The sequence below is a fragment of the Limnohabitans sp. B9-3 genome (assembly GCF_002778325.1).
Lineage (GTDB): Bacteria > Pseudomonadota > Gammaproteobacteria > Burkholderiales > Burkholderiaceae_C > Limnohabitans > Limnohabitans kasalickyi.
Map to the genome: position 1 here is coordinate 124,685 of NZ_NESI01000001.1, position 26,255 is coordinate 150,939.

25 protein-coding genes are annotated in these 26,255 nt (G+C 56.5%); 12 read left to right on the forward strand and 13 right to left on the reverse strand.

What is annotated here, in order from left to right; genetic code table 11:
• Nucleotides 1-27 precede the first annotated feature (27 nt).
• Nucleotides 28-1,080 carry a LacI family DNA-binding transcriptional regulator gene (locus B9Z42_RS00610; protein ID WP_100131405.1) on the reverse strand — a complete coding sequence of 351 codons (1,053 nt, stop codon included), beginning with the start codon at nucleotides 1,078-1,080 and terminating at the stop codon, nucleotides 28-30.
• A 132-nt stretch (nucleotides 1,081-1,212) separates the two neighbouring features.
• On the opposite strand from B9Z42_RS00610, the gene B9Z42_RS00615 reads away from it, so the two are divergent.
• The 6 genes from B9Z42_RS00615 to B9Z42_RS00640 are packed head-to-tail and all read left to right on the forward strand — an operon-like array spanning nucleotide 1,213 to nucleotide 6,228.
• Nucleotides 1,213-2,112 carry a dioxygenase gene (locus B9Z42_RS00615; RefSeq protein WP_100131406.1) on the forward strand — a complete coding sequence of 300 codons (900 nt, stop codon included), beginning with the start codon at nucleotides 1,213-1,215 and terminating at the stop codon, nucleotides 2,110-2,112.
• 32 nt (nucleotides 2,113-2,144) lie between these two features.
• Entirely contained in the window at nucleotides 2,145-2,912 is a 768-nt protein-coding gene (locus tag B9Z42_RS00620; protein ID WP_100131407.1) for an SDR family NAD(P)-dependent oxidoreductase, read from the forward strand.
• Between the two features lie 21 nt (nucleotides 2,913-2,933).
• Nucleotides 2,934-3,818: a 3-keto-5-aminohexanoate cleavage protein gene (locus B9Z42_RS00625; RefSeq protein ID WP_100131408.1), complete on the forward strand. Its 885-nt coding sequence runs from the start codon at nucleotides 2,934-2,936 to the stop codon at nucleotides 3,816-3,818.
• A 23-nt stretch (nucleotides 3,819-3,841) separates the two neighbouring features.
• Nucleotides 3,842-4,837: a zinc-binding alcohol dehydrogenase family protein gene (locus B9Z42_RS00630; RefSeq protein WP_100131409.1), complete on the forward strand. Its 996-nt coding sequence runs from the start codon at nucleotides 3,842-3,844 to the stop codon at nucleotides 4,835-4,837.
• A 15-nt stretch (nucleotides 4,838-4,852) separates the two neighbouring features.
• Nucleotides 4,853-5,212, forward strand: coding sequence for a cupin domain-containing protein (locus B9Z42_RS00635; RefSeq protein ID WP_100131410.1), 360 nt, complete (start codon nucleotides 4,853-4,855; stop codon nucleotides 5,210-5,212).
• A gap of 26 nt (nucleotides 5,213-5,238) precedes the next feature.
• Entirely contained in the window at nucleotides 5,239-6,228 is a 990-nt protein-coding gene (locus tag B9Z42_RS00640) for a tripartite tricarboxylate transporter substrate binding protein (protein ID WP_100131411.1), read from the forward strand.
• A gap of 31 nt (nucleotides 6,229-6,259) precedes the next feature.
• Here the strand turns inward: B9Z42_RS00640 and B9Z42_RS00645 are convergent, their stop codons facing one another.
• The 3 genes from B9Z42_RS00645 to B9Z42_RS00655 all read right to left on the reverse strand — a co-directional run bounded on the left by B9Z42_RS00645 (nucleotide 6,260) and on the right by B9Z42_RS00655 (nucleotide 9,164).
• A complete protein-coding gene (locus tag B9Z42_RS00645; protein ID WP_100131412.1) occupies nucleotides 6,260-7,171 on the reverse strand; it encodes a hydroxymethylglutaryl-CoA lyase in 912 nt (303 codons plus the stop codon).
• Nucleotides 7,168-8,385, reverse strand: coding sequence for a CaiB/BaiF CoA-transferase family protein (locus tag B9Z42_RS00650; protein ID WP_100131790.1), 1,218 nt, complete (start codon nucleotides 8,383-8,385; stop codon nucleotides 7,168-7,170). Before B9Z42_RS00650 ends, B9Z42_RS00645 begins: the two co-directional genes overlap by 4 nt.
• Before the next feature lie 62 nt (nucleotides 8,386-8,447).
• Nucleotides 8,448-9,164, reverse strand: coding sequence for a hypothetical protein (locus B9Z42_RS00655; RefSeq protein WP_143474010.1), 717 nt, complete (start codon nucleotides 9,162-9,164; stop codon nucleotides 8,448-8,450).
• Nucleotides 9,165-9,301: 137 nt separating this feature from the next.
• Here B9Z42_RS00655 and ppx point away from each other — a divergent pair, with 137 nt between their 5' ends.
• Nucleotides 9,302-10,795 carry an exopolyphosphatase gene (ppx, locus tag B9Z42_RS00660; RefSeq protein ID WP_100131414.1) on the forward strand — a complete coding sequence of 498 codons (1,494 nt, stop codon included), beginning with the start codon at nucleotides 9,302-9,304 and terminating at the stop codon, nucleotides 10,793-10,795.
• Between the two features lie 54 nt (nucleotides 10,796-10,849).
• Nucleotides 10,850-11,395, forward strand: a complete 546-nt coding sequence (locus tag B9Z42_RS00665) for a hypothetical protein (RefSeq protein WP_233203471.1) — start codon at nucleotides 10,850-10,852, stop codon at nucleotides 11,393-11,395.
• Here B9Z42_RS00665 and B9Z42_RS00670 read toward each other — a convergent pair.
• The 5 genes from B9Z42_RS00670 to B9Z42_RS00690 form a co-directional block, all read right to left on the reverse strand.
• Complete coding sequence (locus tag B9Z42_RS00670) at nucleotides 11,364-11,864, reverse strand: histidine phosphatase family protein (protein WP_100131415.1); 501 nt, start codon at nucleotides 11,862-11,864, stop codon at nucleotides 11,364-11,366. The genes B9Z42_RS00665 and B9Z42_RS00670 overlap by 32 nt on opposite strands.
• Before the next feature lie 10 nt (nucleotides 11,865-11,874).
• Nucleotides 11,875-13,977 carry a polyphosphate kinase 1 gene (ppk1, locus tag B9Z42_RS00675; RefSeq protein ID WP_100131416.1) on the reverse strand — a complete coding sequence of 701 codons (2,103 nt, stop codon included), beginning with the start codon at nucleotides 13,975-13,977 and terminating at the stop codon, nucleotides 11,875-11,877.
• 129 nt (nucleotides 13,978-14,106) lie between these two features.
• A complete protein-coding gene (locus tag B9Z42_RS00680) occupies nucleotides 14,107-15,153 on the reverse strand; it encodes a glycosyltransferase family 1 protein (RefSeq protein ID WP_100131417.1) in 1,047 nt (348 codons plus the stop codon).
• The gene (locus B9Z42_RS00685; protein WP_100131418.1) at nucleotides 15,150-15,920 is read right to left on the reverse strand and encodes a UDP-2,3-diacylglucosamine diphosphatase; all 771 of its coding nucleotides are present in this window, start codon (nucleotides 15,918-15,920) and stop codon (nucleotides 15,150-15,152) included. Before B9Z42_RS00685 ends, B9Z42_RS00680 begins: the two co-directional genes overlap by 4 nt.
• Nucleotides 15,920-16,768 (reverse strand): GNAT family N-acetyltransferase, encoded by an 849-nt coding sequence (locus B9Z42_RS00690; RefSeq protein ID WP_100131419.1) that lies wholly within the window; start codon nucleotides 16,766-16,768, stop codon nucleotides 15,920-15,922. Before B9Z42_RS00690 ends, B9Z42_RS00685 begins: the two co-directional genes overlap by 1 nt.
• A gap of 156 nt (nucleotides 16,769-16,924) precedes the next feature.
• On the opposite strand from B9Z42_RS00690, the gene B9Z42_RS00695 reads away from it, so the two are divergent.
• Nucleotides 16,925-17,677 carry a 1-acyl-sn-glycerol-3-phosphate acyltransferase gene (locus B9Z42_RS00695; protein ID WP_158235880.1) on the forward strand — a complete coding sequence of 251 codons (753 nt, stop codon included), beginning with the start codon at nucleotides 16,925-16,927 and terminating at the stop codon, nucleotides 17,675-17,677.
• Nucleotides 17,678-17,698: 21 nt separating this feature from the next.
• Here the strand turns inward: B9Z42_RS00695 and B9Z42_RS00700 are convergent, their stop codons facing one another.
• From B9Z42_RS00700 to B9Z42_RS00715, 4 genes are all read right to left on the reverse strand, one after another.
• Nucleotides 17,699-19,492, reverse strand: a complete 1,794-nt coding sequence (locus B9Z42_RS00700) for a TRAP transporter large permease subunit (protein WP_100131421.1) — start codon at nucleotides 19,490-19,492, stop codon at nucleotides 17,699-17,701.
• Nucleotides 19,492-20,499: a TRAP transporter substrate-binding protein DctP gene (gene dctP, locus B9Z42_RS00705; RefSeq protein ID WP_100131422.1), complete on the reverse strand. Its 1,008-nt coding sequence runs from the start codon at nucleotides 20,497-20,499 to the stop codon at nucleotides 19,492-19,494. The genes B9Z42_RS00700 and dctP overlap by 1 nt, the downstream gene beginning before the upstream one ends.
• A gap of 8 nt (nucleotides 20,500-20,507) precedes the next feature.
• Nucleotides 20,508-21,341 carry a TRAP transporter TatT component family protein gene (locus tag B9Z42_RS00710; protein WP_233203472.1) on the reverse strand — a complete coding sequence of 278 codons (834 nt, stop codon included), beginning with the start codon at nucleotides 21,339-21,341 and terminating at the stop codon, nucleotides 20,508-20,510.
• 134 nt (nucleotides 21,342-21,475) lie between these two features.
• Nucleotides 21,476-22,591 carry a magnesium transporter CorA family protein gene (locus B9Z42_RS00715; protein WP_100131424.1) on the reverse strand — a complete coding sequence of 372 codons (1,116 nt, stop codon included), beginning with the start codon at nucleotides 22,589-22,591 and terminating at the stop codon, nucleotides 21,476-21,478.
• A 118-nt stretch (nucleotides 22,592-22,709) separates the two neighbouring features.
• Between B9Z42_RS00715 and B9Z42_RS00720 the strand changes: the two genes are divergently transcribed.
• The 3 genes from B9Z42_RS00720 to B9Z42_RS00730 all read left to right on the forward strand — a co-directional run bounded on the left by B9Z42_RS00720 (nucleotide 22,710) and on the right by B9Z42_RS00730 (nucleotide 26,221).
• A complete protein-coding gene (locus B9Z42_RS00720) occupies nucleotides 22,710-23,960 on the forward strand; it encodes a DUF3419 family protein (protein WP_100131425.1) in 1,251 nt (416 codons plus the stop codon).
• Entirely contained in the window at nucleotides 23,960-25,009 is a 1,050-nt protein-coding gene (locus tag B9Z42_RS00725) for a hypothetical protein (protein WP_100131426.1), read from the forward strand. Before B9Z42_RS00720 ends, B9Z42_RS00725 begins: the two co-directional genes overlap by 1 nt.
• A 96-nt stretch (nucleotides 25,010-25,105) precedes the next feature.
• Complete coding sequence (locus B9Z42_RS00730; protein WP_100131427.1) at nucleotides 25,106-26,221, forward strand: porin; 1,116 nt, start codon at nucleotides 25,106-25,108, stop codon at nucleotides 26,219-26,221.
• The last annotated feature ends 34 nt before the right edge of the window (nucleotides 26,222-26,255 follow it).

Sequence of the window (26,255 nt, forward strand, 5' to 3'; positions counted from 1 at the left end):
GTCCTTTAAAGAAGGTGGTTTTCAAAATTAAAAATCTGGCGATTGAGCTGGCGGCGCCGTAGACGCCCGCACCATCAATTGCGGTGGCAACATGACCGTCACATCTTGACTGCCAGGGCTGCCGTTCAACGCGTCAAGCAGCAGTCGTGCAGAGGTGTAGCCCATTTGGTAGTGCTGAATGCGAACCGACGTCAGGGGCGGATGGACTTGGTCTAGCAGGGGCATGTCGTTGTGGCCCACGATCGAAATCTCGGCCGGCACAGCCACCGCTGCGCGTCGCAGGGCCTGCAAAGCGCCCAACGCGATCAAGTCATTGGCAGCGACCACCGCCGTGAAACCGCCGCTTGTGCGCAGCGCTAGCAGTTGCTGCATCGCCAAGTCACCGCTTTCAATCGCATAGGCATCGGCCATCACGACATGCGCCGCTGCCAACCCATGGTTGCGCATGGCTTGCTCAAAACCCACGCGTCGCGCCATGCCGGTCGAAAAACTCTCGGGCCCAGCCAGGTGGGCAATCTGCCTGTGGCCCAAGCCCACCAAATGGTCCACCGCCAAACGCATACCGAGCATGTCATCGCTGATCACCGCAGGCAAACGCCCTCGCCCATCGGTGCGGTTGATCAACACGATGCGGGCATCACTTTGACGCAAGTTGTCTAACCACACGTCATCACGCGTCGCTGTGGCGATTAAAAAGCCCTCGACCCGCTGTGCTTGCATGCGATCGACCGCCACTTCGACAGCACGACCACTGTTTTCAAGGCGGGAGGTGTTGGCGAGCAAGGCGAAATAGCCATCAGCTTCTAAGGCGTCTTCAATGCCACGCAAGATGGGGGGGAACACGGGGTTGGTGATGTCGGGCAACAAGACCCCAATGGTTTTAGAGCGGCCCCGACTCAGTGCCGCCGCCGCGTGGTTGGGCCGGTAACCCAAATCGCGGGCAGCGGCCTCGACGCGCTCCAACAAATTGGCTTTCACCAAATGACGGCGGGCGGGGTCCATGGCACGCGACACCGTGGACTTATGAACCCCCAAATGCTGCGCCAAGTCTTGCAAAGTAGGGGCCAAAGGTCGCGTCATCTGGGCATTTTATTGCAACCGGTCTCTTTTCCGCTCCTAGGGTAAATCAGGATGCTTCTTTGGTTTTATCGACCTAAAGTTGCAACCGGTTGCAAATCGTTACAAAAAATTGCAAGCATTGAAAGGTCAACCATGAACACCCCCTCAACACCACCCATCTTCCCCACCACGCCCGACACCATCTTGCCTTTGGTGTTGGAGGTGATGGCGCGCACCCCAGACCCACGACTTCGCCAATTGCTGTGCGCGCTGAGTACCCACCTTCACCAATTCGTGATTGAGCAACAGGTGACCGAACGTGAGTTTGAACAAGCCGTGAAGTTCTTGACGGGCATTGGCCAAGAAACGGGTGAGACCAAGAACGAAGTCATCTTGGCGTTTGATTTGTTTGGTGTGTCCACCTTGGTCGCCATGCTCAACAACCCACCTGGGCACGACCGTGAATCGTCCACCGCAGGCTTGCTGGGTCCGTTTTGGCGCGACCGTGCCCCGGTGTGCCAGCCGGGCGACAGCATCGTGCGTTCAAGCACGCCCGGCATTCCCATGGAGGTACGTGGTGTTGTGTATGACGCCGACGGCCAGCCGGTGGCCAACGCCAAGGTTGACGTTTGGCAAGCCTCCCCTGTGGGCTTGTACGAAAACCAAGACCCCACCCAAGCCGATATGAATTTGCGCGGCGTGTTCACCACCGATGCACAAGGCGGTTATTTCATGCGCACCGTCTGCCCCTCCGGCTATCCCGTGCCTACCGATGGCCCGTGCGGCGAGTTGTTGGCCGCGCAATTGCGCCATCCCAACCGGCCCGCCCATTTGCACTTCATGGTGTCCAGCCCAGGCCACAAAGTGCTGATCACCCAAGTGTTTGCAGACAACGACGCCAACCTCACCAGCGACCCCGTGTTTGGCGTCACCGCGCCCCTGGTGGGCCACTTCACCCAACACACGGACGGCGACACCACCACTGCACAACTGACACAAGACTTCCATCTGGTGCGCGGCGAGCTGGTGTACCCACACCCGCCTATCCCCTGAATTCCTTCGCAATCTCCAACGACAAGAACACCATGACTTCCACCTTTGAACCGACTGAATCTTTGACAAACCGCGTGGCCGTGATCACCGGCGGCACGGGGGCCATTGGCTTGGCCACGGCCCGTCGATTGGCCCACTTGGGCGCACGTTGTGTGCTGCTTTACAACTCCGAATCGGCCGAGTCGGCCGCTGCTAAAGCCGCCAGCCTGCCGGGTTCGGGCCACTTGTGTTTCAAAGCGCCGGTCACCGACAGCGCCTCGCTGCAAGCGGTGGCAGACCAAGTGGCCGCGCAATGCGGCGTGGTGCACATCTTGGTCAACAGCGCGGGCTACACCCAAGCGGTGCCAGCCAATGACTTGAACGCTTTGACGGATGAGCTGATTGACGACATTTTGAAAGTCAACTTTCGCGGCGTGATCGCCACCATTCGCGCCTTCATGCCTTTGCTCCAAAAATCAGAAGATGGTTTGATCGTCAATATTTCTTCCATCGCCGGCTTCACCGGCACGGGCAGCAACTTGGCGTACGTCGCCGCCAAAGCCAGCATTGACGTGGTGGGCGACGCGCTGGCCAAAGCTTTTGCGCCGCGCGTGCGCGTGATCTCGGTGTCGCCCGGCGTGGTGGACTCCACCTTTGTGCCGGGCCGTGGCGCGGACTTCAACGAGAAAGTCGCCAACACCATTCCGCTGCGCCGCATTGGCACCGTCGACGACGTGGCTGCCGTGGTGCAAGCCTGCGCCACCACCATGCGCTACGTCACGGGCACACGCATCGTGGTCGATGGCGGTCGTCACCTCTAACTCAAAAAAACAAAACTTGCTATGAACCAAAAAACTTTCCTCACCTGCGCGGTCACCGGCAACATCACCACGCCAGACCAAACACCTCACCTGCCCGTCACACCCTCGCAAATTGCCGACGAATGTTTGGCAGCCGCCGAGGCCGGTGCCGCTGCGGTGCACATCCATGTGCGCGACCCCAAGACAGGCAAGCCTTCGATGGAGCTAGAGCTCTACCGCGAGGTGTTTGACCAGGTGCGCCGTGCCAACCCCGAATTGATCATCAACCTCACCACAGGCCCCGGTGGTCGCTTTATTCCCAGCGTGGATGACCCGCGTGTGGCAGCCCCAGGCTCGACCTTGGTGCAACCTGAAAAGCGTGTCGAACATGTGCGCATTCTCAAACCCGATGTGTGCTCGCTGGACCTCAACACCATGAACTCCGGCGGCGATGTGGTCATCAACACACCCCGCAACGTGCGCATCATGGCCAAGATCATGCGCGATGCGGGTGTGAAGCCCGAGCTTGAAATTTTTGATTCAGGTGACATGCATTTGGCACGTGACTTGATAGCCGATGGCACGCTAGAAGGCCCCGGCATGTGGACCTTTGTGACGGGCGTGAAATACGGTTTTTCATCTTCACCTGAAACCTTGTTGTACGCGCGCAGCTTGCTGCCCGCAGGCGCGATTTGGTCAGCCTTTGGCATTGGTCGATTTGAATTTCCCATCGTGGCCCAAGCTTGGTTTGCAGGCGGCCATGTGCGCGTGGGCATGGAAGACAACATCTATTTGGAAAAAGGTGTGCTCGCCAAGAGCAACGCCGAGTTGGTGACCAAAGCCAAACGCATCATCCAAGATTTAGGCGGCGAATTGGCCAACCCACGCGAAGCACGCCAGATGCTGAACTTGCCCAGCCGCGCTTGAACCTCTCATAAGGAACACAAAGAATGTCGATTCAAAAAGAAGACTTGCGCGCCGTGCGCGTGAACGCAAAAGCAGCCTCAGCCGATGAGCTGGCACCCGCGGTTGAAAAACAAACGCCACCCGCTTTGCAAAAAGGTGAGGCCTTGGTGCGCGTGCGGAGTGCAGGCGTGAACCCCAGCGATGTCAAAGCCGCTTTGGGCATCATGCCCCAAGCCGTATTTCCGCGCACCCCTGGCCGCGACTTTGCGGGCGTGGTGGTGGACGGCCCCAGCGCCTGGGTGGGCAAAGAGGTATGGGGCTCGGGCGGCGACGTGGGCATCACACGCGATGGTTCACACGCGGGTTGGCTGGTGCTGCCCGAAGCTGCTTTGCGCGAAAAGCCTAAGAACTTGAGCTTTGAAGAAGCCGGCTCGGTGGGTGTGCCCTTCATCACGGCCTACGAAGGTTTCCGTCGCAGCGGTATGCCGCAACGTGGTCAAACGGTGGCCGTGATGGGGGCCAACGGCAAAGTCGGCCAAGCTGCGGTGCAGCTCGCCGCACAAGCCGGTGCCAATGTGATTGCCATACGGCGCGGCGCTGGCACATGGGACGGCCCCTCCCCAGGCGTGCACACCATCGACGCAAAAACCGAAGATGTGGCCGCACGCATCCGTGAACTCAGCGACGGCAAAGGCGCACACATCGTGTTCAACACCGTGGGCAGCCCCTACTTTGAAGCCGCCAACAAAGCCATGGCCAAAGGCGCAACGCAAATTTTCATTTCCACCCTCGAGCGCCCGGTGCCGTTTGACATCTTCACCTTCTACCGCGGCATGCACACCTATGTGGGCATCGACACCTTGGCGCTCAACTGCATCGACACCAACGAACGCATGGACGCCATGCGGGCTGGTTTTGAGGCGGGCACGCTGCACCCCTTTGAAGTGAGCGCGGACTCGGTGTTCTCACTCGACCAGGTGTTGGCGGTCTACAAAGAAGTGCTGAGCGGTGCCAGCCGTCGCATGGTCTTCAACCCTTGATAAGCGAGACCTTCCATGAACATCACCCGACTTGACCAAGCGCCTGAATACGTGGCGCCCAACCACTTTGACATGCAATGTTTGCGCCTGCAAGGGCGTGAAGCGGGCCCCGCGGTGCAGCTGTGGATGGGCATGTCCATCTTGAAGCCCGGAGGCCACACCACCCTCGATGGCTCGCCAATTGAAAAACATTACGTGGTGCTGCAAGGTGAACTCACGTTGGTGAGTGAACTCGACGGCTTGGAAACGCGCGACATCCTGCACACCTTCGACTCGTGCCGTTTTGCGCCCGGTGAGAAACGCCAAATCATCAACCACACCCAGCAAGAAGCGCGGATCTTGCTAGCCATGCCTTTTGATCCCCCCGCTGCTTAATTTCAACCATCAACAGGAGACAAACCATGACCAACGCACCTTTTTCACGCCGCCAAAGTTTGCAATGGGCTGCTGCCTTGGCGGCTGGCTCAGCCCTGCCTAGCTTTGCGCAATCCGAGTGGCCCAAAGACAAAAGCATCACGTTCGTGGTGCCCTTCACCGCAGGCAGCGGCACCGACGTGATTGCGCGCACCGTAGCCGAAAAACTCGGCCCGCTTTTGGGCGCGCAAATTGTGATCGACAACAAAACTGGTGCAGGTGGCACGGTAGGCGCAGCCTTGGTGGCCAAGGCCCCTGCTGACGGTTACACCATGCTGGTCCACAGCTCAGGCCATGTGGTCAACCCTGCGCTCTACCCCAAGCTGAGCTACGACACGCTGAAAGACTTTGACGGCATCAGCCCACTGGCCAGCTTGCCCAATGTGATCGTGGTGTCACCCAGCAAGGGCTACAAAGATGTGGCGGACTTGGTGGCCAAAGCCAAAGCACAACCGGGGGCACTTAACTACGCATCGGCTGGCAACGGTTCAGCCACGCACATGAATGCCGAAAAATTTCGCGTTGCTGCAGGCCTGCAAGCACAGCATGTGCCCTACCGGGGTACGCCCGAAGCCCTGACTGAAACTGCAGCTGGACGTATTGATTGGTTCTTTGCACCCCTTGTTTCAGCACTGCCCTTGATTCAAAGTGGCCGACTGCAAGCCCTGGCGGTCAGCACAGCGCAGCGTTCACCCTTGCTGCCCAATGTGCCCTCCATCTCTGAGGCAGGCTTTGCCAGCGCGGCTTACACGTTTTGGGTGGGCTTGTTCGTGACGGCCAAAACACCCAAACCCATTGTGCAAAAACTGCATGCGGGTGTGATGAGTGTGCTGGCCATGCCGGATGTGAAAGAACGCTTGGAAAAACTGGGCGCGGCTGGCATGCCTATGCAGCAAGATGCGTTTGAAAAATACCTGGACGCCGAAACATTGGCAGCCGCTCAACTGGTGAAAGCTGCGGGCATTCGTATCGAGTGAGCCATCACGCCAGCGGCAAGTTGACGTTCACTCACAAAGGCGGGGCAGGATGCAAATCCGTGATGCGCCCCGCCTTAGCCACTTGCCCCGGCACATCGTGCCCCACGATCTGCGGCAATTGGCGGGCGAGTTGGATGAGTTTTGTCACATCCATGCCCGTGTCGTAACCCATGGCATCGAGCATGTGAATGGCGTCTTCACTGCACACGTTGCCGCTGGCGCCGGGCGCATAAGGGCAACCGCCCAAGCCGCCGAGCGAGCCATCGAAATGCGTGATACCCGCCTGCACCGCCGCCAAGATATTGGCCAAGCCCATGCCACGCGTGTTGTGAAAGTGCAGGGTGAGTTGGGTGTCCGCCAATTGCGCTTGCAAAGCCTCAACGAGGCGCTTGACTTGCAAAGGATGCGCCATGCCCGTGGTGTCGCAAATGGTGAGGCCACGCACGCCATGGTCAGCAAAGCGACGCGCAATAGACAGCACATCCGCTTGGGGCACATCGCCCTCCATCGGGCAACCAAAGCAGGTTGACAGCGACACGTTGATGGGCGTTTGGCCATCCACAAAGCGCACCACGCCAGCCAAGGCTGCAAAACTTTGGGCACGGGTCATGCGCAAATTGGCCAGGTTGTGCGTCTCGGAGGTGGACATGACCAAATTCAACTCGTCGGCCTTGGCCTCCATGGCGCGCTCGGCACCCCGTAAATTAGGCACAAGCACGGTGTATTCCACGCCAGGCACCCTTTGAATACGCCCCATCACCTCGTCGGCGTCGCGCAACATGGGAATGGCTTTGGGCGAGGTGAACGAGGTGGCTTCGATCTTGGCGTATCCGCACAGACTCAAGGCATCAATCAAGGCCACTTTGGCGTCTGTGGGGACAAAGGTGGGTTCGATTTGAAAACCGTCACGCGTGACGACTTCGTTGAAATAAATGCGGGTCATGCCACGATGCCTTTGTCTTTGAGTGCTTGAATTTGTGCAGCCGTTAACCCGATGTCTTGCAACACCGCATCGGTATCTTGCCCAATGGTGGGCGCATTGCGGCGGTGACTGCCGGGTGTACGAGAAAGCTTAGGAATGATGCCCGGCACCGCGAGTGAGGTGCCATCGTCCATCTGCACCTGTTGAATCATGCCGCGTGCTTGATAGTGTGGGTCTGCCGCAATGTCGGCCACGGTATAAATGCGGCCTGCAGGAACGGCCGCTTGGTCCAAGGCGTCCAAAACTTGGGCCACGGTCAGTTGTGCCGTCCACACGCCAATGGCCGCATCAATCTCGGCCACGCGTTTCACACGACCCGCGTTGTCGCTGAGTGCGGGATCGTTGCCCAAATCGTCGCGACCCATTGTGTGCATGAGCCGTTTGAAAATGCTGTCACCGTTACCTGCAATCAGCACATAACCGTCATCGCCGCAACGGTAAGCGTTGCTGGGCGCGATGCCGGGCAAAGCGCTGCCGGCAGCTTCACGCACCACACCAAAGGCACTGTACTCGGGCAGCAAGCTTTCCATGCAGTTAAAGACTGCCTCGTACAAGGCCACGTCAATCACTTGGCCTTGACCGCTTGTTTCGCGCTCATGGAGCGCCATCAAAATACCAATGACGCCGTGTAGCGAAGCCAGGGTGTCGCCAATGCTGACGCCCACACGCACGGGCACACGACCTGGTTCAGCGGTGAGGTGGCGCAAGCCACTCATCGCTTCTGCCACCACACCAAACCCGGGTTTGTCGCGGTAAGGCCCCGTTTGTCCATAACCACTGATGCGCAACATGATGAGACGCGGGTTGATGGCCAACAGATCCTCAGGGCCCAGGCCCCAACCTTCCATCGCGCCTGGGCGGAAGTTCTCGATCAACACGTCCGCGTCTTTGACGAGTTGGCGCACGATGTCTTGCGCTTCTTTTTCTTTCAAGTCCAGCGCCACAGAACGCTTGTTGCGCGACTGGACTTGCCACCACACCGAGGTGCCGTCTTTGAGCAAGCGCCATTTACGCAAAGGGTCACCTGTCTTGGGCGTTTCAACTTTGACAACGTCCGCGCCAAAGTCGGCCAGAGTTTTAGCAGCAAAGGGGCCCGCGATGAGTTGACCCAGTTCGACGACGCGCAGGCCTTGCAAGGGAGTCTGGGCGGGGCTGTGTGAGGCATGACTGTTCATGGCTGAGATTGTGCCCATCTGCGCGACCCATGGTTGCCAGCGCCTTCACGAAGGGGACAAGGCTAAGGCAAAAAAGCGGGGGTTAGCAAGCGCAAACCCACGGAAATCCAACGCATCTGTTCAGGCATGCCGACTTGATTGCCATACGTGGTGTCCACCTGAACGCGTTGCGGCACTAACCAGACACGAAGTCCGAGTTGATAACGCCGGCCCGCATCTTGTTCGCCAAAGGTTTCTGCAATGGCAATGACCTTCGCGCTCAGTGGGAACTCGCCCCCTAAGCCCCACGTAGTCCGGCTCACGCCCAAGCTTTGATGCTGCACCCACCCTGCATTGACGTGTAAAAAACGGTCTGCCCCGAAAGGCACGGTAACGGGCACGTTGAGGTAGTAGTCTTTGTCGCTGGGTCGCAGAGCCGAGGCAGGCCGCATGGACGTGACACCCACCGTGGTTGAAACGCCTACCCTGCCCTCACCCACAGGCAGCCAACGCTTTTTCACTTGGCCCACCCAATACTGGGTATGGCCCACCACATCTTCGGCTTGGGAATTACCACCCAGCGTCCACTCCATCTCACCGCCAAAGTTGCAACCAGGCAGCGCCCAGCGCTCTAACGAGGTGTGCGTGGTTTTCACCCACGCCTCCAGCTGGCAAGATTTTTCATCCACGATGTTGGCGTCATCCGTGCTCATAGGACGCGCCGCTTGAGCTTCGGCCATGCACAACAAAGCCACGCCAAAAGCCAACGCCATTTGTCGCAAAGATTTAAAAGGAGGCATGAGGCGGAGCACGTTGAAGGAAGGTTAAAACACAGCTCAGGTGTGCGGTGTGTACATTGTAGAAAGCCTTTGTTTCAATTCGGTGAATTCACAAAGTTGACATCAATTTGTCACGAAAAAAAGATAATATTGTTTTTATGAATCACGGCACCTTACTTGCAGCAATCGACTTAGGCTCCAACAGCTTCCGACTAGAAATTGGCCGCTACGACCACGGACAAATTCAACGCATCGAATATTTGAAAGAAACCGTCCGTCAAGGCAACGGTCTGGACGAAAACCGAAACCTCACGCCAGAAGCCATGGAGCGAGGTTGGGCATGCCTAGCGCGTTTTGCCGAACGCTTGTCTGGCTTCAAAAAAGCCCAAGTCCGCGCAGTTGCCACACAAACGCTGCGCGAAGCCAAAAACCGTGATGCGTTCATCCAACGCGGCTGTGAGATCTTGGGTTTTCCCATTGAAGTGATTGCAGGAACGGAAGAAGCACGCTTGATTTACCAAGGCGTGTCGCACATGCTGCCCCACAGCGACGAACGCCGTTTGGTCATTGACATTGGCGGACGCTCCACCGAGTTGGTGCTTGGAACAGGCACACAAGCCACAGAAACAGCGTCCTTTCATGTGGGCAGCGTGACGTGGTCGATGAGCTATTTTCCGCAAGGTGAGTTCACCGAACAAAGTTTCTACCGTGCTGAAATTGCGGCTCAAGCGGTGCTGGAAGAAGCACTCAGCAGCTACCCCCGCGCGCAGTGGGACAAAGCGTACGGCGCCTCAGGCACCGTGGGCGCTGTGGCAGACATCTTGGCACTTGCTGGATGGCCCGAAGGGCAAGTGACGCTTGAAGGCTTGAACTGGCTGGTGAAGTGTTTGCTGCGCGCAGGTCATGCCTCCAACGTGCGCATGGAAGGTTTGAAAGAAGACCGACGCGCCGTGATTGGCGGCGGTGTCAGCGTGTTGCGCGCGTTGATGGAGTTGCTCGACATTGAAACCTTGCAAGTGGCGCAAGGCGCCTTGCGCCACGGGGTCCTGTTTGAGATGGTCGAACGCGATGACCACACCACCGATACGCGAGACGTGTCCGTGCAGCGTCTGGCTCAAAAATTTGCAATCGATGCGGCTCAAGCCCTGCGCGTCAGCAAAGCAGCCCTGACGCTGTTCGATCGCATCGCCCCCCAAGAGGCCACACCCACGAACAGGCTAAAACGCAAACTGAGTTGGGCTGCACAGTTGCACGAAATCGGCGTGGCCATCTCGCACACCGATTACCACAAGCACGGCGCCTATATTTTGGACAATGCCGACTTGCTGGGTTTTGGCATGCAAGAGTTGCATCGCTTGGGCGTGTTGGTCTTAGGGCAGCGTGGCAAATTGAAAAAACTAGAAGCCGAGTTTGATGAGCCTGAATTTGTCAAACTCTTGCTGGCTCTGCGCATCGCCATCATTTTGTGCCATGCCCGCAAAGAACCGGAGCACAACGGCCTGTCGTTGCGCTGTCACGATCTGAAACAACACTTCGTTTTAACGGCCGATGCCACTTGGACAAAACGCTACCCACAATCTGCACACTTACTCAGGCAAGAGGCTCTAGCTTGGGAGAGAACATCTTGGTCGCTGCAATTTTCAACTGATTGACAAAAAGAGTAAACGGTTTATACTGTTTACTCTTTTTCAAATCAAGGATCACCAATGACAGCCCAAGCCACCCCAGCCAAAACAGCCTCAGAAACCAAAGCGGTTGCGCCACAAGCCGTGAAAGCAGCTGCACCCAAGACCTCTGTCAAGCCCCTTGCTACTGCTAAAAAGGCCGTCGCTAAAAAAGCAACAACAAAAGCGCCTGCCAAACCAGTGGTCAAAGCAGCGGTTAAACCTGCCTCTAAACCTGCTGCAAAAACTGCGGCTAAGCCCGCAACGCCCAAAGCAAAGCCTGTGAAAGCCACGAAAGTCGCAGCACCTCAAAAGGCCATGGTTGCCCCCAAGCCTGCCAAACTTGAAAAACCTGCCAAAGTGAAAAAACCCAAACTGGTCCGTGACAGCTTCACCATTCCCAAAGACGAATACGAAGTGATCGACGCGCTCAAAATGCGCGGCGGCAAATTGGGTCAAGCCGTCAAGAAAAGCGAGCTCTTGCGCGCTGGCATCAAAGCACTGGCCGCCATGAGTGACATTCAGTTCAAAGCAGCCTTGATCAAGGTGCCCACGATCAAGACCGGTCGTCCCACAAACGCGAAATAAGGTCGGGGCAGACCACGGTCAACAGCACCGTTTGCAGTTGACCTTCGCGCATGCGTGTGCGCAGCCACCACACGCTGCCCTTGCGAATGGCGCAAGCTTGCTCGGGCATGCCCAGCAAACGCGCCACCAGGGCACCCATATAAGGTTGGTGCCCGACCAAGAGCACCGGACCTTTGCCTTGCGGGCCGCTTTCGGGATGCCACTTGACCAAATCAAGTACCGCGTCAGCTGTGCTCTCAGGCACCAGCTCTTCGCGCAACTTGTATTTACGGCCCAAGGCTCTCACCGTTTGCTCGGTGCGTTTGGCAGGACTACACAGCACACGGGTGCCCTCTGGCAAATGCGTATCCAGCCATTTGGCCATTCGCTGGGCTTGACGCTCACCCTTGGACGTCAGGGCACGCGACAAGTCATCACCGCCCTCTGCAGCCACTTCGGCTTCTGCGTGACGCCAAACAATCAAATCCATAGCCTCCCCCTCACGCTTTGGCTGAATACAGCGCCTTCAACGCCGCTTGTGCACTGTGTGGCTCTTTGGCTTTGGCAGAACGACTCTTGCTCGGTTGTGCACGCTTGTATTGGCCGTCTGCATGCAAAACCCAAGCGTCCACGGTGTCGTGCAAATAGGCCAACAAGCATTCGTTGATGATGCGCTTTCGCAGAGCTACATCTTCCACCGGCCATGCCAGCTCCACGCGGCGCAGCATGTTGCGGTTCATCCAATCGGCGCTGGACAAATAAAGTGTCTCTTGGTCACCGCTGGCAAAGTAGAACACCCGTGAATGCTCCAAGAATTGGCCAATGATGGAACGCACACGAATGTTGTCGGTAAAACCGGGGCGTTGCGCGGGCAGCATGCAAGCACCACGCACGATCAAATCAATTTGCACGCCGGCCTGTCCAGCACGCACCAAGGCTTCCATCAGCTTTTCGTCGGTCAGCGTGTTCATCTTCAACACAATCCGGCTGGCCACACCGGCCAAGGCAGAAACGGCTGTCTTGTCGACCCATTCGATGAGGCTGCGTTGCAGATGGAACGGCGCAATCAGCATCTTGTTGAGGCGTGGGATTTTGCTTTGGCTGGCCAATAAGTTGAAAACAGTTTCAACGTCTTGCGTCAGCTTAGGGTCGCAGGTGAGATGGCTCAAATCGGTATAGAGCTTGGCTGTGCGCGGGTTGTAGTTGCCCGTGGACATGTGGGCGTAGCGGCGAATCACGCGACCTTCGCGGCGCGACACCAAAAGCATCTTGGCATGCGTCTTCAAACCCACCACGCCGTACACCACTTGGGCACCGATGTATTCGAGTTTTTCGGCCCAATTGATGTTGGCCTCTTCGTCAAAGCGGGCCTTCAATTCCACCACCACCGTCACCTCTTTGCCACGCTGCACGGCCTCACGCAAGAGCTCCATCAACACAGAGTCGGCGCCGGTGCGGTAAATGGTTTGCTTGATCGCCAACACATCGGGGTCACGCACGGCATCACGCAAAAAGGACAGCACACCATCAAAACTTTCATACGGCTGATGGATCAGCACATCACCGGCCTGAAGCTGTTCAAAGATGGACGTGTTCGGGTTGATTTGATGCGGAAAGCTTCCCACGTAGCGCGGGAACAACCACTTGGGGTTGTCTACCAAATCAATCAACTGGTTCAGACGAACTAAGTTCACGGGGCCATGCACACGGTAAAGCGCAGAGGGGGGTAACTCAAACTGCTCCAACAAAAAGTTAGACAAGTGCTCAGAGCAACCAGCCGACACCTCTAAGCGCACAGCCTGTCCGTAGTTGCGGTGCACCAGCCCTTGACGCAATGCGGTGCGCAGGTTTTTCACGTCCTCTTCGTCGACCGCCAAATCGGAGTGGCGGGTCACGCGGAACTGTGAAAACTGCCCCACCTCGCGGCCAGGGAACAGGTCTTTCAGATGTGCACGGATCACACTGGAAATCGACACAAACAACTGACGCTTGCCAGACAGCTTCTCTGGCACAGGAATCAGACGCGGCAAGCTGCGGGGCACCTTGACAATCGCAATCTCGTTGTCGCGGCCAAACGCGTCGTTGCCCGACAAACGCACGATGAAATTGAGTGATTTGTTGGCCACCTGTGGAAATGGGTGTGCGGGGTCGAGGCCAACGGGCAACAACAAGGGACGCACTTCGCGATCAAAGAATGACTTGACCCAGCGGTGCTGCGCCAAATTACGCTCGCTGTGCGACAAAATTCGCACGCCTTCTTTGGCAAACGCCGGCATCAACACATCGTTGTAGAGCGCGTATTGCTCATCCACCAAAGCGTGTGCGACTTCACTGAGGTTGAGCTGTGCTTTGGCACTGGCCGCATCTGGGGGGGCTTTGGGGTTTTCGATGCTGGAATACAAGGCAGCACGGACCTCAAAAAATTCATCCAAATTCGACGACACGATGCACAGGTAGCGCACACGCTCCAACAGGGGAACCTCTGGACGCTTCGCCCAATCGAGCACGCGGGCGTTGAAGGCCAGCAAACTCAAATCGCGGTCCAGCCAGTCGGTGGAAACCGTGGCTGTGGGAGTTTTGGGGGGCGTTGGCGGAGTCGTCATGTGCAAACCTAATTTCTATGTACGCAAGTCTGTCTTGCCATCATGACAATCTTGTGACAAATCAACGCATTTGCATCAGCATGGCAGATTTGACAAAGAAACGTCTGTGCGGCAACACACCTTTGAGGGTCAACGACTCCGAGGTGGCAACTGAACCAAATGTGACTCAAACAAGCGCGTCGCCTCGTCCCAGCTGAAGCTCAGCGCTTGAAGACGGGCGTCATGTCGCAGGACGTTCAAAGCTTCCCGACTGGCCAAAGCCAAGTCCTCGTGCAGCACACCGCCCTGGGGTCGCTGAATGTGACCGGCATGGTCTTTTAAAACCTCCAAGGGCCCATCGACGGGGTAAGCCGCCACAGGCGTGCCGCATGCCATGGCCTCCAACATCACCAAGCCAAATGTTTCGTTACGGCTGGGAAACGTGAACACATCAGCACTGGCGTACACCTTGGCTAACTCTTCTCGGGGCAACACCCCTAACCAACGCACATCTGGAAAGCGCTGCTTCAGCGATGCCTCCAGAGGCCCCACGCCGCACACCACCTTGCTTCCCTGCCAAGGCATGGCCAAAAAGCTGTCGATGTTTTTTTCGTACGACACACGCCCCACATACAAGGCGACTGGCCGAGGCAAATCATCCAAACCGGGATGGTTCTGCACCGTGGACGAAAACTCAAACAAGCCCATGTCCACCCCATGCGTCCAACTGCGCAGGTTCTTAAAACCTCTGCCGTCCAGCAAGCGCATCACCCCTTGCGTGGGCACCATCACACCTGCAGAAGGCCTGTGAAAATGCCGAAACAGGGCATAACCCAGCCACAGGGGCACACGCAATGCCGCCTTCAGCACTTCCGGAAATCGGGTGTGAAACGCGCTGGTGAAGGGAAATTTATTTTTTAAACAATATTTGCGCGCTGCCCAACCTAAAGGGCCTTCGGTCGCGATATGAATCGCATCAGGCTTGAATCCATCCAGCTGAACTTGCAACTGCGAATACGGACGAACCGCCAAGTCAATACCCGCATAACCCGGGCATGGACGTGTTTGAAACAAGGCCGGATGCACCACCTCCACCTCATGGCCTTGTGCCTGCAGTTGGTCCACCAACTCAACCAGAGTGGTCACCACGCCATTGATTTGAGGACGCCATGCGTCAGTGATGAGTGCGATCCTCATGCGAGCTTCAAGACCTTGGGTTTTTCAACGGCTTTGGCTTCCGCGTTCCAAAACAGCAGCTCCAAACGCCCGTCTTTGTGCTCGACCAAGGCGCTGCGGCTTTCCACCCAGTCCCCATCGTTGCAATACAACACGCCATTCACATCGCGAATCTCAGCCCGGTGAATGTGGCCGCACACCACGCCTTGATAACCATGCTTGGCCGCTTCTTGGGCCACAGCATTTTCAAAATCCGTGACGTAGTTCAAGGCTTTTTTCACTTTGTGCTTCAGATAAGCTGAGAGGGACCAGTAAGGAAAACCCAAGCGCCCGCGCATGTTGTTCAAGTAACGGTTGAGCTTGAGGGTGAACTCGTACAAATAGTCGCCCACATAGGCCAACCATTTGGCTTGCTGCACCACGGCGTCAAAGTAGTCACCATGGATGACCCACAACTTGCGACCGTCTGCGGTGATGTGTACGGACTCTTCTACCACCTCAATGCCACCGAATTGATGGTCTAAAAACCCACGCGCAAACTCATCGTGGTTGCCGGGCACGTAAATCACGCGGCAGCCTTTTCTCGCTTTGCGCAACAGCTTTTGCACCACATCGTTGTGGGCCTGTGGCCAATACCATTTGCGACGCAATTGCCAGCCATCGACGATGTCACCCACCAAGTACAGGTAGTCGCTGGTGTTGAGCTTTAAGAAGTCAAGCAAAGCGTCGGCTTGGCATCCGGGCGTTCCCAAATGCAAATCAGAAATAAAGATCGCCCTGTAATGCATCAAGCACCCAAAAAGTGTTTGCGGTAACGCGCTGGCATGTCGTGAATCTTCATCAACATGGGCAAGTCCGCCGTGTTGAAATCTGGGTCCCAAGCGGGTGCGCCCAGTACTTTGGCGCCCAAGCGTAAATAGCCTTTGATCAGTGCAGGCGGCTCAAACGCGGCGTTCACCTCCCACTCGTCAACCGGCAAGGCCAAGCGAGGCGTGACATGGTCCGACACATCAGCCAAATGACTGTGCTTGAGCTGGTGCCAAATGCTCGCAGCCACTTCGCCGCTGATCACCCCTTGGTGCAGCATGGGAATGCTGGCACAGCCAATCATCACGTCCAACTTGTTGCGCACCATGAACTCCGCCAATGCGCCCCACAAAGCCATGATCACACCACCGTGGCGGTGCTCTGGATGCACGCAGCTACGACCCAACTCGACCATGCGATCGCGATAGCCACGCAGTCGGGTTAAATCAAATTCCAAGTCTGAATAGGTGCTGCCGATGCGTTTGGCTTGCACAGGGGTCAGCACGCGGTAAGTGCCAATCACTTGCTCGGTGGCATCATCGCGAATGATCAAGTGCTCGCAGTAATCATCAAACAAATCGATGTCATGACCTGGAATGCTTTCTTTCAGACGTGCGCCCATCTCAGTGGCAAACACGTCGTAGCGCAAACGCTGGGCTTCACGCACCTCGTCTTGGTGCTTGGCCCATTCCACAATCAGCGCTGGACGCTCTTTAGCTTTTTGGGGCGCGACAAAATTTTCTTGAGTTTGACGATCGTGTCGATGAAGCGACCCCCGTGGGAAATCGATCAACGACAAGGGCATGGTGGGGTTTGGCAATTCTTTCATGGTCAGTCCTTTGTTTGACGTGATGCGTGTCTTGCAATGACAGCAATTTTGAAAACATCAGATGACGGGACAAAGACGAAACCATGAAATTTTGATGACACAGGCGCGTCGTCTTCACCGCTTTGTCATATGCGAGGCTTAAACTTTTCATCGCTTATGTTGTTCATCAAATACCTACGCCTCTTACAGGCCTTTGTTCGTGCGTTTTGGATTTTGTGGGTGCAATTTCCACGCCTTCACCGCGAAGAAAAACTTCTCGCCATCCAAACTTGGTCCGCTGAGACCTTGGCGGTCATGGGCGTGACCGTCAACGTCGTGGGCCACATTCAGCGCCCGCCGTTGTCCAACACGCCTCAACTGTTGGTGGCCAACCATGTGTCTTGGCTGGACCCAGTGGTCATTCAAACGGTGCAACCCAGCATCTTTGTGGCCAAACAAGAAGTGCGACGCTGGCCCATTGTGGGTGCCATTGCCCAAGCCTGCGGCGTGGTGTTTGTTAACCGTGGCTCACCCAGCTCTGCACGAAAAATGGTGACCCAAGTTGCCGACGCCATGCAAAGTGGGCACAACGTGGCGGGATTCCCTGAGGGCACCAGTACCTTGGGCCACACCGTTGAAATGTTTCACGCCAATTTGTTTGAGTCGGCCATTCACCAGGACGTGCCTGTGCAACCCTTGGCACTGCGCTACACCAGCTCACAAACGGGTGCGCATTGCACGCGTGCTGCGTTCGTGGGCGATTTGAGTTTTCTGAGATCGCTGCACCAAGTGATGCGCGCCCGAGACGGCATCTGCATCACCCTGCATGCAGGCCCCTGTTTGTTACCTCAAGGTCACTCCAGAAAAAGCTTGGCCTTGCTGGCACGCAACAGCGTGATGACGCAACTCGAAGCACTCAGCGCTGTCTGAGCCACCTGAAGCTGGTTACCTTCAACGCCAGCCTGCGGCCACCAGGGCCGGTAAACCCGTGGCCACGATGGGCAACCAAGAAATCAAAACCGTTCCCACAAAAATGGCCGCCAAAGCGGGCAGCACTGACAGGGCGACCTCTCGCAAACTCTTGCCAAACACGGCGGATGCAAAGTAAAGGTTCATGCCAGCGGGCGGGCACAAGAACCCCATCTCCATGTTGGCCAAAAAAATGATGCCAAAGTGAACGGGGTCGATGCCGTAACTCATGGCGAGAGGCAACAACAACGGCACCAGAACCACAATGGCCGCGTAGATTTCCATCAAGGCACCCGCGAAGAACAAAAACACGTTCAACGCCAACAAGAACACCCATTTGTTGGCGGTGATGCCCTGCACCCAGTCAATCGCCAAATCGGGGATGCCCGCATCGATCAAGAAGTTGGTCAGCCCCAAGGCCATGCCCAAAATCAACATCACGCCGCCAATGATTTGTGCACACGTTGACAAGCACTGCCCTAACAAGCGGCCGCTCAACTCACCATGCGCAAAGGCTTGCGTGAGCACGGCGTAAACAGCCGTCAAAGCCGCACTTTCGGTTGGTGTGGCGAAGCCAGAGACCAACGAACCAATCGCCACAACGGGCGCCAATATTTCCCACTTGGCTTGCCACGCGGCCGTCGACAAAGAAAGCGATGGTGGCAGAGACATCGGTAAATTTTGGGGATCTGCCGTTGCTGACACGCGCAAGTACCCCCCAAATACCAACAAACACGCCACCATCACCACAGCTGGAATCAAGCCAGCCAAAAACATGGTGTTGATGGGCACGCGGGCAATGATGGCGTACATGATGAGCGGCACCGAGGGGGCCAACAAGACCCCCAACGCACTGGCACTGGTCACCAAACTGATGCCCTTTTTCTCTGGGTAACCCGCGTTGCGTAACAACGGCAGCAACAACCCGCCCAACGCCAAAATCGTCACGCCACTGCCACCCGTGAACGCCGTGAACACCGAACACAACACCGTTGCGGCCAGCACCGAACCCGACACACCTTGACCAAACATGGCCAAAAAGACGGCCCCCAATCGCTGCGCAGCACCCGTGCGCGCAAAGACCAAACCCGCCAAGGTGAACAAAGGCAAAGCAGGCAAAGACGGATTGACCGTGATTTGGTAATGCGACAACGCAATAGAGGCCAGTGGCAAACCTTCTTGCCAAAACAGCGCCAGTGCCAAACCACCCAACACAGCAAAAATTGGCGCGCCACACAACAGCATCAAGACCAAACCCAGCAGCATGGGCCACAAAGCCAGCGCATCGCCATCGCCCAACCACCCCAAAACGAAGCCTGCCGTTGGCAACAAAAACCCAAGAAAAATCTGCCATCTCCACAGCGGCGTTGATCGCATGGCCAACTTCATGCCCAACAGCGCAAAGCCCACAGGCATGGCCATTTGCACCCACCACATGGGCAGGCCATAGGCCAACGATTGCGCGCCCTCCCACTCGCTCACCACCAACTGCCAACTCGCCCAGACCAACACCCCGCTCACCAATGAAGCCGCGCCTTGCGCACAAGCGATAAAGCCTTGAAAAACAGCGCCCAAACTGGTCAGATGACCGTAGCGTTCGGCCGCCAAAGCGCCGAACATGGCCATCACCAAGCCCAAATGCTGCACCAACACCGGCGCGTTTTCAACGCCCTTGCCCATGACTGGGCGAGACACAATTTCAACGATGGGAATCAGCGCCATCAAGGCCAGCGCGAACCCCGCCAGAACCTCGTCCAGGGGCCAAAATTTTTTCATCACTTGGCCTTGCTGGCGCGGTAGGCCTTCAGATGACGGAACACGTCGTCAAAGGTCTCCGCTGGCACCAAGGTGCCACGGATGCGGGGGTACAGCTTGTCGGCCAGCTCGGTCCATTCGCGCATTTGTTCCGTATTGGGTTTGTTCACCACGAGGCCACGCTTTTTCATGGCGTCAACCGCCTCCTCCACCTCTTGCCGGGCTTTGCTACGAATTTGGGCGCCAGCTTTTTCACCAGCCACACGCACCGCGTCCTGCGTGGCGGGTGTCATCTCGTCCCAAGCTTTCTTGGTCACCACCAAGGCGCCCACGATAGGTGCCCAATTGATCTCCAACATGTTGGGTGCCATGGTGTAGACCTGACTGGCCAAGGCAAAGTAAGGCGTCGAAGGCACCACATTGATCATGCCCGTTTGGATGGACGGCAAGATGTCGCTGGTCTCCAGCGGCACAGGTGTGTAGCCTAAACTTTTCATGATTTCTTGCTGGTCCGCCTCGCCACCCCACGCAAAGAATTTCATCTTTTTGTAGTCATCGGGCTTGAACGCAGGGTCCTTCGAGAAGAACCGCACCCAGCCCGCATCACCCCAAGCGAGCACCACAAAGCCTTTGTCTAAAAACTTCTTCTCCATGGCGGGGCGCATTTTTTCGCGCACATAGTCCACCTCGTCCCAGCTTTTGAACAGCAACGGCATGGCCTGCAAGGCATTGATCGAGGGTTCAATCTCATGCAAGCCCACGACTGACAACAAGGCGCCTTGCAGTTGACCAATCCGCATACGGCGCGCCAATTCGGTCTCGCCACCTTGGCTTCCGTCTGGATACACCACGTACTTCGCGCCACCCCCTTGCGCTGCCCGCCACGCCTCACCCACCTCTAGCAGTTGGCGGTGATAGAGCGAATTTTTAGGCGCCAGCGTTCCCATTCGGAAAGGTTTATCAGCTGCCAATGCGGGGCTCATAGCCCCCACACACAAGGTCATGACCAACAAAGCAGACTTCAACATACAAACTTTCAAAATAAATCGTCTGTCATGTCGAGCAGCCACACGGCGCGCTCACGCATGACTTCGTTTTGCAGATTGCGATGGCGTGTTGCCACCTCAATGGCTTGGCGCAACAACTGCTCAAACATCACGCGGTCTTGCGCCACCAAGGCCATACTTTCAGCCTTCGCCACATAAGGCCCAGCTTGAGCGCCAGCACCGTCGCGTAGGGCTTGGTCGAAATACTGTGCGGCTTGCGTGACCGACCCGTTGGGTCGCGCAGCTTCAAAGGTACCCAATAGACTGGCCAATGCACCTTGGCCGTAACTCGGCTGGGCCTGCCAAGCCCATTGCGCCAAACGAATAGCTTGGGGTAAGTCGGCCACCACATCAGGCTGGTCTTTGGACAACGAAATCAGGCCGCCCCACGACGCCGCCGCCCAATAGGCCAGCGCCACTTGTTGTTCGGAGGGGTGCTGTGGCAGCGCAAACGTCGGCCTGTTCAAGGCCTGCCTGATCCCTGGACTGCTGAGTTCTAAAGCGGTCATTGCATGGCGATGTGCTCGGCCGTACAAACGTGCTGCACGCTCGCGCAACACAAAGGCCGCTTTGGCATTCACAGACTCCGTTTTTTCAGCCTCAAAAGCCACAAAGGCATAAGCGTATTGGGTGAAGCCCGCGGCCACCGACTGCGCCAACTGGAGGTTGCCAGGCGACTCACGCAACAACGATTCAGACATCTTGAGATAGAAAGCGCTGGCTTCACGCACCAGCACCACATCGTCCTCGGCGGCAAAATCTTGGCCTGCTATCGCGTTGGCAGCTTGGTCAATGGCATAGCTGCGAATGGCGCACCCAGACAAGGTGTGCAGTAAACACAGGCAGCATACAACCTTAAAAATAGCGCGAAAAATAGAGCCACCTTCATGTCAATCATTTAAAAATTGACCTGAACTCTAGCGACCCATTGTGAAGATTCAGTGACAGATCCGCCCACTCAATGGGTGCCGCCCAAGTAACGCTTGCGCCAAAAAAACACCACCAAGCTGACAGCAAGCACCACCATGAACAAGCTCGTCCACCACAAGCCATGTTCATCGTGAAGCACGGCGAAGGTTTCGAAATTCATGCCAAAAAAACCGGTGATCAAGTTCAAAGGCAAAAAGATCGCCGTCAGCACCGTCAAGGTGCGCATGATGTCGTTGGTGCGGTTGCTCTGCGCGTTGAAATGCATTTGCACGGCCGTTTCAGCACTTTGCTCCAAGCGACGCACATGGTGAACCACACGTTCAATGTGCTCCAACACATCGCGGCTGCGTACTTTGAGCAACTCAAACGAACGCGGGTGCACAGCATGCGGCTCGACCACCGCATCGAGGGCGTCGATCCAGTCTTGAATCGCAGCGCGCTGGTCTTCACAAATTTCATCCAAATGGTGCAGCGACAGACGGGCATCCAGCAAAGCGCTCCAGTTGTTGAAGCGCGTTTTGGGGTTGATCAGCTCGCTTTGCCAGTGATCGAGTTGGCGCGTGAGTTCACGGCGCAAATTGAGATAACCGTCCACCATCTGGCTGATCACACGCAACATCAAATCGGGCGGACTCACAGGCAAACGGTTGGGCTGTTGGCCAGCCTGTGCGTTGGCAGCCAAAGCGCCCGAACTCAACAGTCGTGCGGCATAGCTCTCACGAATGGCGCAGTCGGTGGGGTGCACGGTCAACACCACGCGGTCAAACACCACAAAAGCCACAGGGCTGGTGTCGATGCGGTGCAACACCGGCGGGCCGCCCTTGTCACGCGAGCGGTGCAAGATCTCGCCGGGGCGAGACAAGTCCGACTCTGTTTGACCCGCAGCAAGACGGCGAAACACCATCAAGTTGTAATCGGAGGTGTAGTCGTAGTGCGAGGGCAGTTGGTTGTTCAACACATCCGACACATGCAAATCCACAATCTGTGTGCCACACAAGCGCTCTAAGGTTCCCTGAATCTCTTGCTGCAACACCTCGAATTCGCGCCGTGCAAACGCCATCCAGATGAAGCCCTGCGCGGGCAGCTGAGTGGGCAGTTGTGACGACTCTGTGACGGACTGGGTGTTGATTTGGAAAACTCGCATGGCGCGAACTGTACGTGAAATTCATTTCACAAAATTCACGAACAAGACACCAAACCGTCACGCCTTTTTAATGAATGAATCGCATCATCCATGACGTTCCTTTTACGCAAAGTACGTCATGACATTCACACCAACCATCCCCGCACCCAGCGCCACCGCAGACCGTTCTAAAGAACTGTTGAGCAACGCGGTTTTTGGGCACAAACAAAAAGCCACCTTGAAAGAGCGTTTGTTTGCGATGTGGTTTCGTCAATTGGTTTACACCCAAATTTGGGAAGACCCCGTGATGGACATGCAGGCCTTGAACTTGGGGGCCGACGACCATGTGGTGACCATCGCCTCTGGCGGATGCAATGCCTTGTCGTATTTGACGGCCAACCCAGCCAAGGTGACGGCGGTGGACTTGAACCACGCCCACGTCTCGTTGAACAAACTCAAAATGGCAGGCCTGCGTGCCCTGCCCGATTACGACGACTTCTTCCAGTTTTTTGGCGTGGCCCAAGCCTCTAGCAATGTGCGCGTTTACAAAACCCTGATTGCACCCAAACTCGATGCCGACAGCCGCCATTACTGGGAAGGTGGCCCCATTGGCTTTCGCCGCATCCGCATGTTTGCCAAAGGCTTTTACAAGTACGGCTTGCTGGGTCAGTTGATTGGCATCATCCACTGGGGTGCCAAATTGCACGGCGTCAAGCTCGATGAGTTGTTGACGCAACCCACCCAACAAGCACAAGAGACATGGTTTGACAACAAGGTTGCCAAAATTTTTGACTCCAAGTTGATGGCCAAAATTTGCAGCAGCCCTTTTGCGCTTTACAACTTGGGCATTCCTCCTAGCCAGCACAACGCGCTGTGCGATGAGCAACCCGACAACATGGCGCAGGTGCTGAAAGAGCGCGCACGTCGCTTGGCCACCGTAGTGCCCATCCAAGACAACTACTTTGCTTGGCAAGCTTTTGGCCGCCGCTACGACGCCACCGGTCAAAGCGCTTTGCCACCCTATTTGATGCGCAGCCACTACGCACAAGTCAAAGCCAATGTGCACAAGCTCTCGGTCGAGCAAAGCAACATACGCGATGCCATTGCGCGCATGGACGTGCGCAGTGTCGATGCGGTGGTGTTGCTGGATGCACAAGACTGGATGTCCAACGAAGAGATCACCGCTTTGTGGCGCGAAATCACCCGCGCTGCTAAGCCGGGTGCACGCGTGATCTTCAGAACAGCGGGCGTCACCTCGCCCGTGGACGTGTGCTTCACGGGCGACTTGCAAGGCAAGTGGGTGCGCGACGATGCCACCTCAGACACACTGGGCCCCACCGACCGCTCTGGCATTTACGGCGCGTTTCATTTGTACCGCTTGCAAGCTTGATGCGACCCACTTGGCCCCGCCAGCCAATTGAGCGCTGGATGCGCAACGCCAGCGCACAGCTTCAGTGGCTGGGCCAGTCGTCGTTGGCCGTGACGCTGTCGCGCACACTGCGAACGCCTGACACCAGCTACATCACCTCACTGCGCAGTGGCTGGTTTGACTACGCCGCGGAAGAATTGCAAGCCTCCTCCTGGTGGGCGGCTTGGGGTGTGCGACGTTTGGGCACTGGCGCGCGCTGGCTGGGCCTTGACCGCTTGGTCTTGGTCGGCAATTGGCCCGTCTCCACCAACGTGTGGAACGCGGCCTCTGGTGACGCGCTGTCACAAGCGTGCACCCTCGCGTTGGCGCAAAGCCCAAATTGTTTTGTCGCCGTGCGCAATTTGCAAGCTAGCAAACACGCCGAGCTCATGGCAACACTGCGCGGACTGGGCTTCGTGGCTCTGCCCGCACGCGTGGTGTACGAGTTTGACTTGCGTCAGGGGTTAGCGCGCAAACCTTCACACCTTACGCGCGATCACACGGCACGCAAGCGATCGGGCTTGAAGGTGTCTGTGATTCAGCATGCGACGCCTCAAACATCGCGTCGTTTGGCTGCCCTTTACACACGCATTTATTTAGACAAGCACAGCCAACTCAACGCGCAGTACACGCCTGAGTTTTTTGAAGACATGCTCAACGAGAAAGTCATGCGTGCGCTGCTGTTGACGCACAGCAATGGCAGCACCATGGCCTTTGCCATGCTCTACCAAGTGGGCGACACCTTGACCGTGCCAGCCTTGGGCTACGCCACCGACACCGAGATCGACGGCTTGTACCGCCTGTTGTTTTCGGCCATTCACGACTACACCCAAACCCATGCACTGCTGTTGAACTACAGCTCAGGCGCAGGCGACTTCAAACGTAAGCGCGGCGGCGTGCCGCAGTTGGAATACACGATGGTTTGCGCGCCGTCAAAAAAGGCAAATGGCTGGCGCGCACAGCTTTTGCGTTGGCTTGAAAAACGAACACAAGGTATTGACGCGGCTGCATTGATGGCACTTGGTGCGTGAATTTGTTGGTTTCACAAAAGTTTCATAAATTCTTCATTACCGCGTCATACGCCAAGACAACACTGCTTAGGTTTTTAACCAACCGGAGTTTTACTCGTGAAAAGAAATGTCATTTTGGCCATGGCCATGGGCGCCACTGCATTCTCAGCCGTTGCCCAATCTAACCAACTCAAAACCGCAGGCAACTGGGAGTTTTATGGCCGTGCGCACCTCGCCTTGGAAAACCAAGACGACGGCGATAAGTACAAAGCCAACAACCTTTCCAGCAACTCTTCACGCGTGGGTTTGCGCGGCGACAAGAGCTTTGGTGATTTAAAAGGTATCTGGCAAATTGAATCCGAAATTCAATTCAACCGCACTGAAGCAGCTGCCGTAACAGGTACAACTCAAGCAGCAGACAAAGCCGGCACAAACACATTCGCATCTCGCGACACATTCGCTGGCGTCGAAGGCAGCTTTGGTCAGGTCAAAATCGGTAAGTTCGACACCCCCATGAAAGTGGCTCGCGGCGCCGCTGACTTGTTTGGCGACCAATTGGGCGACATGCGCAACATCACACGCGCTGGTGCCAAGTTTGACGAGCGTCCCAACAACATCATCCAGTACCAATCGCCCGATATGAGTGGTGTGCGTGTGGCTGTGGCCTATGCACCCCAGTCAACTGGCGTTGCGGCCATGGATACAGCAACCGGTATTGTCAAAGAAACTGCTTTGACCAGCCTGTCCGTCAGCTACAACGCTGGTGACTTGTCTGCTGCCTTGGCACAAGAAAGCTACGAAAAAGACCATGCTGATGGCAAGCGCGACGCGATGCGTTTGGCTGTGTCCTACAAAGTCATGAGCGATTTGAAGTTGGTTGGTTTCTTCCAAGAAGCCAATTACATGAAAACGCCCACTGACGATCAAGGCAGCAAAGTCACAGGCTTTGGTGCTGAGTATCAAATCGTTCCAAACCACACTGTGTTGCGCGCTCATGTGATGGATCGTGCGGCTAACAAAGCCAACTCGGACTCCAAATTGACCGCCGTTGGCATCGACCGCATCATCAGCAAAGAACTTCGCTTCTACGCAAACTACGCCATGGTGACCAACGGTACAGCTGTCAAAGTGGCCCCATGGTCTGAAGGCAAAGCAGATGGCTCCAAAGTTTCGCCTGCCGTTAACGGCAAAGACACCAAAGGCTTTGCCATTGGCATGCGCTACGACTTCTAAGAAGTCGTTGACCTTCGTGTTGGGAGGTGTTGCA

Coding starts and splice junctions, on each gene's coding strand:
- B9Z42_RS00610 (WP_100131405.1), bottom strand. CDS start 1,080: ATGACGCGACCTTTGGCCCCTACTTTGCAAGACTTGGCGCAGCATTTG.
- B9Z42_RS00615 (WP_100131406.1), top strand. CDS start 1,213: ATGAACACCCCCTCAACACCACCCATCTTCCCCACCACGCCCGACACC.
- B9Z42_RS00620 (WP_100131407.1), top strand. CDS start 2,145: ATGACTTCCACCTTTGAACCGACTGAATCTTTGACAAACCGCGTGGCC.
- B9Z42_RS00625 (WP_100131408.1), top strand. CDS start 2,934: ATGAACCAAAAAACTTTCCTCACCTGCGCGGTCACCGGCAACATCACC.
- B9Z42_RS00630 (WP_100131409.1), top strand. CDS start 3,842: ATGTCGATTCAAAAAGAAGACTTGCGCGCCGTGCGCGTGAACGCAAAA.
- B9Z42_RS00635 (WP_100131410.1), top strand. CDS start 4,853: ATGAACATCACCCGACTTGACCAAGCGCCTGAATACGTGGCGCCCAAC.
- B9Z42_RS00640 (WP_100131411.1), top strand. CDS start 5,239: ATGACCAACGCACCTTTTTCACGCCGCCAAAGTTTGCAATGGGCTGCT.
- B9Z42_RS00645 (WP_100131412.1), bottom strand. CDS start 7,171: ATGACCCGCATTTATTTCAACGAAGTCGTCACGCGTGACGGTTTTCAA.
- B9Z42_RS00650 (WP_100131790.1), bottom strand. CDS start 8,385: ATGAACAGTCATGCCTCACACAGCCCCGCCCAGACTCCCTTGCAAGGC.
- B9Z42_RS00655 (WP_143474010.1), bottom strand. CDS start 9,164: ATGCCTCCTTTTAAATCTTTGCGACAAATGGCGTTGGCTTTTGGCGTG.
- ppx (WP_100131414.1), top strand. CDS start 9,302: ATGAATCACGGCACCTTACTTGCAGCAATCGACTTAGGCTCCAACAGC.
- B9Z42_RS00665 (WP_233203471.1), top strand. CDS start 10,850: ATGACAGCCCAAGCCACCCCAGCCAAAACAGCCTCAGAAACCAAAGCG.
- B9Z42_RS00670 (WP_100131415.1), bottom strand. CDS start 11,864: ATGGATTTGATTGTTTGGCGTCACGCAGAAGCCGAAGTGGCTGCAGAG.
- ppk1 (WP_100131416.1), bottom strand. CDS start 13,977: ATGACGACTCCGCCAACGCCCCCCAAAACTCCCACAGCCACGGTTTCC.
- B9Z42_RS00680 (WP_100131417.1), bottom strand. CDS start 15,153: ATGAGGATCGCACTCATCACTGACGCATGGCGTCCTCAAATCAATGGC.
- B9Z42_RS00685 (WP_100131418.1), bottom strand. CDS start 15,920: ATGCATTACAGGGCGATCTTTATTTCTGATTTGCATTTGGGAACGCCC.
- B9Z42_RS00690 (WP_100131419.1), bottom strand. CDS start 16,768: ATGAAAGAATTGCCAAACCCCACCATGCCCTTGTCGTTGATCGATTTC.
- B9Z42_RS00695 (WP_158235880.1), top strand. CDS start 16,925: ATGTTGTTCATCAAATACCTACGCCTCTTACAGGCCTTTGTTCGTGCG.
- B9Z42_RS00700 (WP_100131421.1), bottom strand. CDS start 19,492: ATGAAAAAATTTTGGCCCCTGGACGAGGTTCTGGCGGGGTTCGCGCTG.
- dctP (WP_100131422.1), bottom strand. CDS start 20,499: ATGTTGAAGTCTGCTTTGTTGGTCATGACCTTGTGTGTGGGGGCTATG.
- B9Z42_RS00715 (WP_100131424.1), bottom strand. CDS start 22,591: ATGCGAGTTTTCCAAATCAACACCCAGTCCGTCACAGAGTCGTCACAA.
- B9Z42_RS00720 (WP_100131425.1), top strand. CDS start 22,710: ATGACATTCACACCAACCATCCCCGCACCCAGCGCCACCGCAGACCGT.
- B9Z42_RS00725 (WP_100131426.1), top strand. CDS start 23,960: ATGCGACCCACTTGGCCCCGCCAGCCAATTGAGCGCTGGATGCGCAAC.